Genomic DNA, 12321 nt, shown 5'->3' on the forward strand with positions numbered 1-12321 from the left:
AACCTGCGACCAATTGATTAAAAGTCAACTGCTCTACCAACTGAGCTAACGACCCACTATTTTCGCCGCTTTGGGCTTGTTCGATATCCCTTGGCAACGGCGGCATATATTACTGATTTCAGAATTCAGCGCAACAACAATTTAGATAAAGATTGCTTAACTGCTTAGGATTCATGCGACAAGACCAGAAATGATGCGATTTCTGGTCATGCCATAATCATCCGAGTGCGTTAAGGCGTTTTTGCGCTTGTTTGGCCCCGTCGGTGCCAGGAAATTTACTGACCACCTGCTGGTAAACCGCCTTCGCTTTTGCGGTATCGCCTTTGTCCTGCATGATCACGCCGACTTTAAACATCGCGTCGGGCGCCTTCGGGGATTTAGGGTAGTTTTTCACCACGGAAGCGAAATAGTACGCCGCATCGTCCTTTTTACCCTTGTTGTAATTCAGCTGACCGAGCCAGTAGTTGGCGTTCGGCTGATACGTTGAATCGGGGTACTTTTTGACGAAGTTCTGGAAAGCCGCCATCGCATCGTCCTGGCGAGAGGGATCCTTCACCAGCGCGATAGCCGCGTTGTAATCGGTATTAGCATCACCGGTCTGCGCCGGGGCGCCTGACGAGGCCGCTGGCGCCGTCCCGCTAGCCGCAGCGCCCTGATCGCCCGCTGACGTCTGGGTTTGCGCTCCCGCTGCGCCGCCACCGCTGCTCAGACCGTCGATCTGCAGCAGGATCTGCTTCTGGCGCTCAACAACCTGATTCAGCTGATACTGGCTTTCCTGAATTTGACCGCGCAGGGAATCAATATCGGACTGATTATCGGAGAGTTGTTGCTGGAGTTGGGTTAAAAGCTGGCTGTGCGCATTGGAAATACGCTCGAGTTGAGTGACGCGGTCTTCGACCGAGCCTGAGCCGACACTACTGATTGGCGCCTGAGCAAAAGCGGCCCAGGGGGCCGCTATGCCAACCAGTAACGACAGACTCAATAGATGATGTCTGAAGTTACTGCTCATGCAATTCTCTTAGTAAACCAGTACGGCGCGACGGTTTTTGGCGTAAGCCGCTTCGTCGTGGCCCAGTACTGCAGGTTTTTCTTTACCGTAAGAAACGATGGAGATCTGGTCAGCAGAAACACCTTTGCCCTGCAGATACATCTTAACGGCGTTAGCACGACGCTCACCCAGAGCGATGTTGTATTCCGGCGTACCACGCTCATCCGCATGACCTTCTACGGTCACTTTGTAGGACGGGTTGCTGCGCAGGAAGTTTGCGTGCGCGTCCAGCATTGCAGCGAAGTCAGAACGGATATCGTATTTGTCCAGATCGAAGTAAACGATATTGTTCTGCTGCAGCTGTTGCATCTGCAGACGAGCCTGCTCTTCGGAAGACATGTTGCCGCCGTTAGCGTTACCGTCCATACCAGTGCCGGCACCCAGCATGCCTTCACCGCTCTGGTCGTTGCTGGCGTTCTTGTTAGAAGAACACGCCGCGATTGCCATAACCGGCAGAGCGATCAACAGCCCTTTCAGCACTTTGTTCAGTTGCATTTCTTTGATTCCTTTAATAATCAATTATTTATTATCACAGATACGGCGACCAGGCAGGTGATTTTACCTGTCCATCAGTTGCCGGAAGACGCGCTTTGAAACGCCCATCTGTAGAAACCAGATTCAGCACGGATCCCATCCCCTGAGAAGAGCTGTAGATTACCATAGTGCCGTTAGGTGCCAGACTTGGCGTTTCATCTAAAAACGTTGATGACAGAACCTGCACACCACCCGCTTCCAGATCTTGTTTGGCAATGTGCTGCTGACCACCGGCCGAGCTTACCATTACCATAGTTTTACCATCAGCGCTCACGTCAGCGTCCTGGTTTTGTGAACCTTCCCAGGTAATACGCTGCGGCGTGCCGCCATTAATATTGACTTTATACACCTGCGGACGACCGGCCTGGTCGGAAGTAAAGGCCAGGTTCTGGCTATCCGGGAACCAGCTTGGTTCGGTGTTATTGCTGCGACCGTTGGTCACCTGACGAATCTGGCCAGATCCCAGGTCCATCACGTACAGGTTCAGGCTACCGGTTTTCGACAGAGCGAAAGCCAGTTTGCTGCCGTCCGGCGAGAACGCCGGCGCGCCGTTATGCTGCGGGAACGAAGCAATCTGACGAACGGAGCCGTTAGCCAGCGTCTGCACAACCAGCGCAGAGCGTCCGCTTTCAAAGGTCACGTAGGCCAGCTTCGCGCCGTCCGGAGACCATGCCGGAGACATCAGCGGCTGGGTTGAACGGTGAACGAGGAACTGATTGTAGCCGTCGTAGTCGGACACGCGCAGCTCGTACGGGAACTGACCGCCGTTGGTCTGTACCACGTAGGCGATACGGGTACGGAAGGCGCCCTTAATACCGGTCAGCTTCTCAAATACGGCGTCGCTGGCAGCATGCGCGGCATAGCGCAGATACTGTTTCGTGACTTTAAAGGAGTTCTGCGCAAGCACGGTACCCGGCGCGCCGCCGGTATCAACCAGCTGATACGCCACGTTGTAGGAACCGTCAGGGTTTTGCGTCACCTGACCAACCACGACGGCGTCAACGCCCAGCGCAGACCATGCCGCCGGCTGTACTTCCTGAGCGCTACCCGGCTGCTGAGGCAGACGCGAGCGATCGAGCGGATTAAACTTGCCGCTGTTGCGCAGGTCAGCCGCCACGATACCGCCCACATCTTCCGGAGCAGCACCCTGCCCCGCCCACTGGAACGGCACAACGCCGATTGGGCGTGCCGAGTCGACCCCTTGGGTAATCTCGATGCGTACTTCTGCGTGCAGCACTGCCGCCCACAGCATTAAAAAACCAAATGCTACTCGTAATGCCTGCTTCATCATATCTCCCTTATCCAGGCGAAAAGCCCACGATAATTTAGCAGAATGTTAACAAACTCAAATACACAAAACTACCAAAACCCTGGGCCTACCGACGTTTGTTTTCCCCGTATAAACGGGGAAAACTATCACTGAGGTTTGAAGTCCAGTGGCGCATTTTTGAATGTTTCATAAACAGCCTGCGACGGCGGTTTAGGGAACTTCGTCATCCGGCTCGTTGCCGCCAGCATTTGCTGACAGAACGCCGGATCGCCGCCTTCCGATTTCACACTTAACAGCGTTCCATCCTGAGCCAGATTCACACGTAAAGTACAGGTTTTCCCCTTGTAGGTATCCCAGTCATAGAGATGACCTTTAATCGCAGCCTGCACCTGTGAAATATAGCTGTTAATCTCAGCCTGGGATGCACCACCCTGCCCCTGCTTACTTCCTTTAGCAGGAGATGAACCCCCAGCGCTACCGCTGGTATTACCTTTCGGCGCATTCTTACCGGAGCTCAGGTCGCCGAGCAGATCGTCCACGCCGTTGGCCTCTTTGGCCGCAGCGGCTTTCTTCGCGGCTGCTGCCTTAGCGGCGGCGGCTTTCGCCGCTTTGTCTGCGGCGGCCTTCTCTGCTGCTGCAGCTTTGGCTGCCGCGGCTTTCTCGGCGGCGGCTTTTTCCGCTGCGGCGGCTTTCTCGGCTGCCGCTTTCTCAGCAGCGGCTTTCTGCGCGGCGGCTTTTTCTGCCGCTTTTTCGACGGCGGCTTTTTCAGCAGCGGCCTGTTTCGCCGCTTCCTGCTGCGCTTTTTTCTCTGCCTGCTGCTGCGCTTTCTTCTCAGCGTCCTGCTGAGCTTTCTTCGCTGCATCCGCTTCGGCTTTTTTCTGCGCGTCCGCGGCCGCTTTCGCGGCTTCTGCTTCCGCCTGTTTCTTCGCATCCGCCGCCGCTTTCGCCGCAGCGGCTTCGGCTGCTTTCGCCTGCGCATCGGCCTTCGCTTTCGCGTCAGCGGCGGCTTTGGCGGCAGCTTCCTGCGCCTCTTTCGCCTGTGCGTCCGCTTTGGCTTTGGCCGCTGCGGCGGCTTTCGCCGCGGCTTCTTCCGCCTGTTTCTGCTGTTCTTTCGCCTCTTTAGCCGCTTCCTGCGCCTGTAGACGATCCTGTTCCAGCTGTTTCAGCCGTTCCTGCTCGGCGGCCTGTTTTTCACGTAGCTCTTCCGCCTGCTGCTGAGCCTGCTTTTCACGCTGCTCGGCGGCGCGGCGGGCGCTGGCCTGCTGCTGCTGTTGGCGGTCATAATTCTTCACAACCGCCCCCGGATCGACCATTACCGCATCGATAGAGGAACCTCCGCCACCCCCGGCAGAAGCATCCAGATGCTCGTCAAACGAACTCCAGATCAGCAGCGCTATCAATACGATGTGCAGCGCGACTGATACTATGATCGCTCGTTTAAGCTTGTCGTTTTGTTCGGTTGCCTTTGACACTATCGGTTCCCAAAAACTGTTCGCCTGTTCCCGTTATATGACGTCGGCCACGAGACGCTGTTGTCCCAAAGCCGACGTGCTGGCGGGCGTGCATATTGCGAGCGATTAGATCGGCTTGGTCATCAAGCCAACCGATTTAACCCCTGCGCTGTGCAACAGGTTAAGCGCTTTAATAATCTCATCGTATGGCACCTCTTTAGCACCGCCGATCAGGAACACCGTTTTCTCATTCGCCTCAAGTCGACGCCTGGCTTCCGCAATAACCTGTTCCGGCGGCAGCTGCGATAACGTTTCCGGGCCAACTTTCACGCTGTACTGCCCGACGCCGGAGACTTCAACGATCACCGGCGGCTCATCGTTGCTTTTCACCGCCTGCGACTCCGTTGCGTCCGGTAGGTCGACCTCTACGCTCTGCGTAATGATCGGCGCTGTCGCCATAAAGATCAGCAACAGCACCAACAGGACATCCAGCAGCGGAACGATGTTGATCTCGGACTTCAGTTCGCGACGTCCGCGTCCACGTGCTCTGGCCATGGCTTACCCCTTATTGCTTTCGCTGCTGGTAAACGCCTGACGGTGCAGAATGGCGGTGAACTCTTCCATAAAGTTGTCGTAGTTCAGCTCAAGTTTGTTCACGCGCTGGTTCAGACGGTTATAGGCCATAACCGCCGGGATAGCGGCAAAAAGACCAATTGCCGTCGCGATGAGCGCTTCTGCGATACCCGGCGCGACCATTTGCAGCGTCGCCTGTTTTACCGCGCCCAGCGCGATAAAGGCATGCATGATCCCCCATACGGTACCAAACAGACCGATATATGGGCTGATAGAACCCACCGTACCGAGGAATGGGATGTGGGTTTCCAGGGTTTCCAGCTCGCGGTTCATCGAAATACGCATGGCGCGCGACGCCCCTTCGACAATCGCTTCCGGCGCATGGCTGTTCGCACGATGCAGACGCGCAAACTCTTTGAAGCCGCTGTAGAAGATTTGTTCCGAACCGGTCAGATTATCGCGACGACCCTGGCTTTCCTGGTACAAACGAGAAAGCTCGATACCGGACCAGAACTTATCTTCAAACGCTTCGGCCTCACGTGACGCCGAATTGAGGATACGCGTTCTCTGAATAATGATGGCCCAGGAGGCGATGGAAAAACAAACTAAAATCAACATGATAAGTTTAACCAGAAGGCTCGCCTTCAGGAACAAATCAAGGATATTCATCTCAGTCACTGCTTAAACTCCGCGACAATAGACTTGGGAAGCGCACGAGGCTTCATTAAGAGTGGATCAACGCACACGATAAGAACCTCAGCTTCATTCAAAACGACGTTCTCGGCGTTGACGATTCGCTGCGTGAAAACCAGGGTAGCTCCTCGCATTGAGGTTATCTCCGTCTGGATTTCGAGCATGTCGTCGAGTCTGGCGGGCGCAAAATACTCCAGCGTCATTTTGCGAACCACAAAGGCAACTCGTTCAGCCAGCAAAACCTGTTGGCTGAAGTGATGATGGCGCAGCATCTCTGTGCGTGCTCTTTCATAGAAAGCGACGTAGCTGGCGTGGTAAACCACACCACCGGCGTCGGTGTCTTCGTAATAGACCCGAACCGGCCATCGAAACAGCGTTGTATTCACTTTACATCCCGGTAATGCAACAAAAGGTTAGTGCTTTCAAACTTCGCTACTATACGCGCGGGAATCGTGGTTTGGAATGGGGGAAAGTAAACGAGGAGTAAATTTTTATGGGCTTATGCAAGCCCATATGGTTAACAGAGATTTCTTATTCAAAAGAAGAAAAAGAACAGGCCCAAAACGAGCACAATATCAGCGATAAGCGGACAAAAAATTCCCTGCCAGTGAATGGCGCGCGGGCGGAAGCCCACGCCGTGGATAACGCCGGTACAAACCGCCCACATCAGCAGGAAGCCGTGCCAGATTTCCAGCTCGCTGGTTTTGGCCGCAAAGCGCGACGGATCCCAGAAGATGCAGCCCGCTAGCGCCAGCGCCATCAATAAGGAAAGCGCCCTTAACGGGCGCTTGTCCATTATCGCGTAAAGAGTCGCGATAATACTCATCAGTGTTCTTCTTTACCTGCTTTGGTGGCTTCCACGTGCTCAAGCGCCAGCGCGGTAATCACCCCAAAAGCACAGGCAAGAAGCGTTCCCAAAATCCATGCGAAATACCACATATATAGCTCCTTACCTTAGTACAGCGAGTGGGTGTTCTTTTCGATGTCTTCGCGAGTGATGCGACCGAACATTTTCCAGTAACACCAGGCGGTGTAGGCCAGAATAATCGGTACGAAGACAATCGCCACGTAAGTCATCAGGTTCAGCGTCAGCTGGCTGGAGGTCGCATCCCACATGGTCAGGCTCGCGTTCATCGCCGTGCTTGATGGCATAATGAACGGGAACATGGCGATACCGGCAGTCAGAATGATGCACGCCAGCGTCAGCGAGGAGAACAGAAACGCCCATGCGCCTTTATCCGCTTTTGTCGAGATGACGGTCAGCAGCGGCAGCGCCACGCCCAGAGCAGGAATCGCCCACAGCGCCGGCATGTTATTAAAGTTCACCATCCACGCGCCGGCTTCACGCGCGACTTCTTTAGTCAGCGGGTTAGACGGGCCGGTATGATCCATCACCGATTTCACCACATAACCGTCGATACCGTAGTAGACCCAAACGCCCGCCAGCGCGAAGCAGACCAGCGTCACCAGCGCCGCCACCGTAGACACGGAGCGGGTGCGCAGGTGCAGTTCACCCACGGTACGCATCTGCAGATAGGTCGCGCCCTGCGTCAGGATCATCGCCACGCTAACAATACCGGCCAGCAGGCCAAACGGATTCAGCAGCTGGAAGAAGTTACCGGTGTAGTACAGGCGCAGATATTCATCAACGTGGAACGGAACGCCCTGCAGCAGGTTGCCGAACGCCACGCCAATCACCAGCGGCGGCACAAAGCTGCCGACGAAGATGCCCCAGTCCCACATGTTACGCCAGCGGTTATCCTCAATCTTCGAGCGGTAGTCGAAACCCACCGGACGGAAGAATAAAGACGCCAGCACCAGGATCATGGCCACATAGAAGCCGGAAAACGCGGCGGCGTAGACCATCGGCCAGGCGGCAAACAGCGCGCCGCCGGCGGTGATCAGCCACACCTGGTTTCCGTCCCAGTGCGGGGCAATGGCGTTAATCATAATTCGACGCTCGGTGTCGTTACGACCGAGGAAACGGGTGAGCATCCCCACCCCCATGTCGAAGCCATCGGCGACGGCAAAACCAATAAGCAAAATGCCAATCAGCAGCCACCAGATAAAACGCAATACTTCATAATCGATCATTTGACGACTCCTGTCTTAGCGTGCCGACTGAATAGCCGCAGAGGACTGTTCAAAGTGATAGCGACCGGTTTTCAGGCTGCTTGGTCCTTTACGGGCAAACTTGAACATGAGGAACAGTTCAGCCACCAGGAACAGCGTGTACAGGCCACAAATCAGCACCATAGAGAAGATCAGGTCGCCCGCGGTCAGCGACGAGTTCGCGACGGCCGTCGGCAGCACCTCACCAATAGCCCACGGCTGACGGCCATATTCGGCGACAAACCAGCCCGATTCAACGGCAATCCACGGCAGCGGCAGGCCATAGAACGCGGCGCGCAGCAGCCATTTTTTCTCACCGATGCGGTTGCGAATCACGCTCCAGAAGGAGGCGCCGATAATCAACAGCATCAGCACGCCGCACGCTACCATGATACGGAAGGCGAAGTAGAGCGGCGCCACGGCAGGAATAGAGTCCTTGGTCGCCAGAGCAATCTGCTCTTCCGTCGCGTCAGAGACGTTGTCGGTATAGCGTTTCAGCAGCAGACCGTAGCCCAGATCTTTCTTCACGTCGTTAAAGCGATCGCGCACGGCCTGGTCGGTTGAACCGGCACGCAGCTGTTCCAGCAGCGCGTAAGCTTTCATCCCGTTACGGATACGCTCTTCGTGCTGAACCATGAGGTCTTTCAGGCCGGTAACCTGTTTATCCACGGAGCGAGTCGCAATGATGCCCAGCGCGTAAGGAATTTGAATCGCGAAGCGGTTCTCCTGCGCCTTCTGATCGGGAATACCAAACAGGGTAAAGGCCGCCGGAGCAGGCTGAGTTTCCCATTCAGCTTCGATAGCCGCCAGTTTGGTTTTCTGCACGTCGCCCATTTCGTAGCCGGATTCATCACCGAGAACGATAACGGAGAGAATCGCCGCCATACCGAAGCTGGCTGCGATAGCGAAGGAGCGCTTGGCAAAAGCGAAGTCGCGGCCTTTGAGCATATACCAGGAGCTGATGGCAAGAATGAACATCGCGCCGGTCACGTAGCCTGACGCCACGGTATGAACGAACTTAACCTGAGCAACCGGGTTCAGGACCAGCTCAGAGAAGCTGACCATCTCCATACGCATGGTTTCAAAGTTGAAGTCCGACGCAATCGGGTTCTGCATCCAGCCGTTAGCGACGAGGATCCACAGCGCCGACAGGTTGGAGCCCAGCGCCACCAGCCAGGTCACGGCCATGTGCTGAACTTTGCCCAGACGATCCCAACCGAAGAAGAACAGACCGACAAAGGTAGATTCGAGGAAGAAGGCCATCAAACCTTCAATGGCCAGCGGCGCACCGAAGATATCGCCCACATAGTGAGAGTAGTAAGACCAGTTAGTCCCGAACTGGAACTCCATGGTCAGACCGGTTGCCACACCCAGCGCGAAGTTGATACCAAACAACTTGCCCCAGAACTTGGTCATATCTTTATAAATCTGTTTGCCGGAAAGGACGTAGACCGTTTCCATGATGGCCAGCAGGAACGCCATACCTAGCGTCAGCGGCACAAACAGGAAGTGGTACATCGCGGTCAAGGCAAACTGTAAGCGCGACAGTTCGACTATATCTAACATCATGACTCCTTGCTCATCGCATGAAGACTCCGAGAGTGAACCCCGTTAGAAAGGGTCACACGCATGCCCCAATACAAATTTATTTGCTTCTTCTCGTCACGCCCGTTTTCTCATGCAAGAAAACGATAGTAATGAGAAGTTACAAACATGTTAACAAAACACCCAAATTGATCCCGTGATTATATTACGCTGCAAAACCCTTACAATAAATAGGTTTTTATTGTGATAAATTTGCAGTTTTCGACAGCGATCAATTTATAGCGAAAATACCAGATTTCGGTCAATTTGATCCGCGACAATTTAACTCCATTTCGCGACCTTTTCCAAGTTTTAAACATTGATTTAAATCAATTTTCATTTTAAATGTTAATTATGTATACCGTGTACCGTACAGGTAAACACTAGGTTAACAATATGTTTTTCAAGAGTATCAACGGTTACTGAAAATGATAGTCCATTTATTTCGCCGCGGAGGGGAATTTAACGGGATGAGCGCTGGTCGCATTAATCCGGGCATCAGCTGACAATGTCGTGTAGCTCACAGATTTTTTTTATCAAGTTAATGCCCTAAATTTTTTTGCTTATTACATTTATCATTGCGTTTACTTTCAATTAACACAGATGCGTAACTATCTCATTATCAAGTAAATGCGGCGTACATTCTCTTTCTCGTCGTTTTGTGACGCAACGCACCCTGCTCTTTATGCAGCAGGCTTTTCTCCTGCGCTTTTATCCACCCCGGACAGCTGCTCTCCTGCCCCACTCCGCCATCAACAAAAATGAAATATTAAATAAACAAATCACCATTTTATATCTTTAATCTAACAAATTCGCCGAGACGCATATAAAAAACAGCACATAAATACCGTTACTATGCTCACAGAAAAATTTAAAGAATTGTATTTACCGCTTATTATCAAGGCAAAGCAAACGCAAAATATAAAATAAGACCTTGCTCACAAACATCGCAATCTATTTATTAAAAAGATCTGAACAGAAATAACCCCAGACAATAAAAAAACTAACAACATCATGATACAAAAGGATTTTTTAAAGAAAAATCAAAAACAAGACTTTTTTGAAAGATATTCTGAAAATAGATCAATTGCTTCCCCCCTTCGAACCACAGACACTCCAGCCCTATTAACAGGCGGCCATCATCAACGCTGCAAATATTAGAAAGTCGTTTTTATTTTTATACCATCAGCCTTACAGAGGATTACCCATGAAGAAATCAACACTTGTTATTGGCGTCATTGGTGCTGACTGCCATGCAGTAGGCAACAAAGTCCTGGACCGCGTTTTTACTGCCCATGATTTTCGCGTAATCAATCTGGGGGTGATGGTCAGTCAGGATGAATATATCGATGCCGCTATCGAAACCGGCGCGGACGCCATCGTTGTCTCGTCTATTTACGGCCACGGCGATATCGACTGCCTGGGACTGCGCGAACGCTGCATCGAACGGGGTATCGGCGATATTCTTCTTTACGTTGGCGGCAACCTGGTGGTCGGTAAGCATGATTTTGTCGACGTCGAGGCCAAATTCAAAGAGATGGGCTTCAATCGCGTCTTTGCCCCAAGCCACGATCTGGAAGACGTCTGCAGGCTGATGGCGAACGATATCAACCAGCGCCACGGCGTTGAACAGCAGTGTCTGGAAGAGGCTATCTGATGCAAACCGTCTCTGTCGATATCGGCTCGACGTGGACCAAAGCGGCCCTCTTCGCACAGGAGGGGGATGAGCTGACGCTGGTAAACCACGTTCTGACCCCGACCACTACCCATCACCTGGCGGAAGGCTTTTTTGCCAGCCTGAACCGGGTGCTTAACGTTGCCGATGCGCGCCCGTTGCTGCACCGCGGTGACGTCACGCTGAAATACTCTTCATCGGCAAAAGGCGGTCTTGCCGTTGCCGCGATGGGTCTGGTGCCGTCCATCACCCTGGAATCAGCAAAAGTCACCGCCCACTCGGCGGGGGCCAAAATCGCCCAATACTACGCCTACAAACTCAACCGCCACGATATCCAGGCGCTGGAAGCCACGCCGCCGGATATCCTGCTGTTTACCGGCGGAACCGACGGCGGCGAGGAGAGCTACGGCCTGGCCAACGCCCATGCGCTGGCGGAGTCAACGCTCGACTGCGCCATTATCTATGCCGGAAACCGGGATATTCAGGACGAGGTTCAGGCCATCCTTGGCCACAAAGATTTGACCACGGTAGACAACATTCTGCCCGATCTCGATCACCCTAATCCCTACGCTGCCCGCAAGGCGATTTGCGATGTCTTCTTATCCCGAATCGTCAAAGGTAAAGGGCTGGACGTGATTGTCGCGGAAACCGGCGAAGAGCCGATGCCAACGCCGTGGACCGTCTACGAGCTGGTAAAAACCATCAGCCATTACGACAGCGCGTGGAAAGAGTTCATGCTGATCGATATGGGCGGCGCCACCACCGACGTCTACTCCGCCAGCGCCAACACGCTCTCTCCGGATACCGTTCTGCACGGGGTTCCGGAACCGTTTGTTAAACGTACGGTAGAAGGCGATCTCGGCATGCGCGTTTCAGCTGTCGTGGTCGGTGAAAGTACTCAGGAGCTGGTGAACGTGGTGTTTGCCCATCAGCCGCAGCGTCAGGAGGCCTTTTACCGCTACCTGCGCCATCTGGTCGCTCAGCCGGATTATCTGCCGCTCAACGAGGAAGAAAAATATTTCGACACCGTGCTGGCCGGGCTGTGCGTCGGCTACGCCAGCGAACGCCACGCGGGCACCAAAAAGCAGGTCTGCACCTGCGTGGGCAACGTCGATTTACAGATGGGCCGCGATCTGACCCCCGTGCGTAAAGTCGTCGGTTCCGGTGGATGGCTCTCCCGCGCCAGCGGCTTCGACATCCACCGCTGGCTGAAATACCGCGAACTGGATGACGACGGCAGACGCATTCTTCTGCCAATCCGGTTTGATTATTACCGCGATGCAAAAGGCCTGCTTCCGCTGCTGGCAAACGTTGCCAGGCTCTACCCCGAGCTCGCCGCTCGCACCAGCATTCACTGTTTAACCCTATAAATGAAGGCAGC

General features: G+C 53.8%; 13 protein-coding genes. 2 read left to right on the plus strand and 11 right to left on the minus strand.

Annotated features, from left to right (window positions below; translation table 11 throughout):
- Window positions 1-217 precede the first annotated feature (217 nt).
- The 11 genes from cpoB to cydA form a co-directional block, all read right to left on the minus strand.
- On the minus strand, window positions 218-1009 hold the full coding sequence (cpoB, locus tag ABLU88_RS20595; RefSeq protein ID WP_004848965.1) for a cell division protein CpoB: 792 nt from the start codon (window positions 1007-1009) through the stop codon (window positions 218-220).
- A gap of 9 nt (window positions 1010-1018) precedes the next feature.
- Window positions 1019-1543 (minus strand): peptidoglycan-associated lipoprotein Pal, encoded by a 525-nt coding sequence (gene pal, locus ABLU88_RS20600; protein WP_004100337.1) that lies wholly within the window; start codon window positions 1541-1543, stop codon window positions 1019-1021.
- A gap of 34 nt (window positions 1544-1577) precedes the next feature.
- Entirely contained in the window at window positions 1578-2870 is a 1293-nt protein-coding gene (tolB, locus tag ABLU88_RS20605) for a Tol-Pal system beta propeller repeat protein TolB (RefSeq protein ID WP_004133400.1), read from the minus strand.
- A gap of 128 nt (window positions 2871-2998) precedes the next feature.
- Entirely contained in the window at window positions 2999-4324 is a 1326-nt protein-coding gene (gene tolA, locus ABLU88_RS20610; RefSeq protein ID WP_348837796.1) for a cell envelope integrity protein TolA, read from the minus strand.
- 105 nt (window positions 4325-4429) lie between these two features.
- Entirely contained in the window at window positions 4430-4858 is a 429-nt protein-coding gene (gene tolR, locus ABLU88_RS20615; protein ID WP_004130580.1) for a colicin uptake protein TolR, read from the minus strand.
- A 3-nt stretch (window positions 4859-4861) separates the two neighbouring features.
- Window positions 4862-5554, minus strand: coding sequence for a Tol-Pal system protein TolQ (gene tolQ / locus ABLU88_RS20620; protein ID WP_014228456.1), 693 nt, complete (start codon window positions 5552-5554; stop codon window positions 4862-4864).
- Window positions 5551-5955 (minus strand): tol-pal system-associated acyl-CoA thioesterase, encoded by a 405-nt coding sequence (gene ybgC / locus ABLU88_RS20625; protein WP_004100330.1) that lies wholly within the window; start codon window positions 5953-5955, stop codon window positions 5551-5553. The genes tolQ and ybgC overlap by 4 nt, the downstream gene beginning before the upstream one ends.
- 149 nt (window positions 5956-6104) lie before the next feature.
- On the minus strand, window positions 6105-6395 hold the full coding sequence (gene ybgE, locus ABLU88_RS20630; RefSeq protein ID WP_004100327.1) for a cyd operon protein YbgE: 291 nt from the start codon (window positions 6393-6395) through the stop codon (window positions 6105-6107).
- Complete coding sequence (gene cydX / locus ABLU88_RS20635) at window positions 6395-6508, minus strand: cytochrome bd-I oxidase subunit CydX (RefSeq protein ID WP_004100325.1); 114 nt, start codon at window positions 6506-6508, stop codon at window positions 6395-6397. Before cydX ends, ybgE begins: the two co-directional genes overlap by 1 nt.
- Window positions 6509-6523: 15 nt before the next feature.
- Window positions 6524-7663, minus strand: a complete 1140-nt coding sequence (gene cydB / locus ABLU88_RS20640; protein ID WP_004848954.1) for a cytochrome d ubiquinol oxidase subunit II — start codon at window positions 7661-7663, stop codon at window positions 6524-6526.
- Window positions 7664-7678: 15 nt separating this feature from the next.
- Window positions 7679-9247, minus strand: coding sequence for a cytochrome ubiquinol oxidase subunit I (cydA, locus tag ABLU88_RS20645; RefSeq protein WP_004130574.1), 1569 nt, complete (start codon window positions 9245-9247; stop codon window positions 7679-7681).
- Between the two features lie 1225 nt (window positions 9248-10472).
- Here cydA and glmS point away from each other — a divergent pair.
- Both glmS and glmL read left to right on the plus strand, forming a co-directional pair.
- Window positions 10473-10922 carry a methylaspartate mutase subunit S gene (glmS, locus tag ABLU88_RS20650; protein WP_047724237.1) on the plus strand — a complete coding sequence of 150 codons (450 nt, stop codon included), beginning with the start codon at window positions 10473-10475 and terminating at the stop codon, window positions 10920-10922.
- Window positions 10922-12310 carry a methylaspartate mutase accessory protein GlmL gene (gene glmL, locus ABLU88_RS20655; RefSeq protein ID WP_116280188.1) on the plus strand — a complete coding sequence of 463 codons (1389 nt, stop codon included), beginning with the start codon at window positions 10922-10924 and terminating at the stop codon, window positions 12308-12310. The genes glmS and glmL overlap by 1 nt, the downstream gene beginning before the upstream one ends.
- Window positions 12311-12321 lie beyond the last annotated feature (11 nt).

It is taken from the genome of Klebsiella sp. GW_Kp182, assembly GCF_040062275.1.
In the GTDB taxonomy this organism is placed as follows: Bacteria; Pseudomonadota; Gammaproteobacteria; order Enterobacterales; family Enterobacteriaceae; genus Klebsiella; species Klebsiella michiganensis.

Bases quoted from the DNA above. Each gene is read 5' to 3' on its own strand.
- cpoB (WP_004848965.1), bottom strand. From the start codon at position 1,009: ATGAGCAGTAACTTCAGACATCATCTATTGAGTCTGTCGTTACTGGTT.
- pal (WP_004100337.1), bottom strand. From the start codon at position 1,543: ATGCAACTGAACAAAGTGCTGAAAGGGCTGTTGATCGCTCTGCCGGTT.
- tolB (WP_004133400.1), bottom strand. From the start codon at position 2,870: ATGAAGCAGGCATTACGAGTAGCATTTGGTTTTTTAATGCTGTGGGCG.
- tolR (WP_004130580.1), bottom strand. From the start codon at position 4,858: ATGGCCAGAGCACGTGGACGCGGACGTCGCGAACTGAAGTCCGAGATC.
- ybgE (WP_004100327.1), bottom strand. From the start codon at position 6,395: ATGAGTATTATCGCGACTCTTTACGCGATAATGGACAAGCGCCCGTTA.
- cydX (WP_004100325.1), bottom strand. From the start codon at position 6,508: ATGTGGTATTTCGCATGGATTTTGGGAACGCTTCTTGCCTGTGCTTTT.
- cydB (WP_004848954.1), bottom strand. From the start codon at position 7,663: ATGATCGATTATGAAGTATTGCGTTTTATCTGGTGGCTGCTGATTGGC.
- cydA (WP_004130574.1), bottom strand. From the start codon at position 9,247: ATGTTAGATATAGTCGAACTGTCGCGCTTACAGTTTGCCTTGACCGCG.
- glmS (WP_047724237.1), top strand. From the start codon at position 10,473: ATGAAGAAATCAACACTTGTTATTGGCGTCATTGGTGCTGACTGCCAT.
- glmL (WP_116280188.1), top strand. From the start codon at position 10,922: ATGCAAACCGTCTCTGTCGATATCGGCTCGACGTGGACCAAAGCGGCC.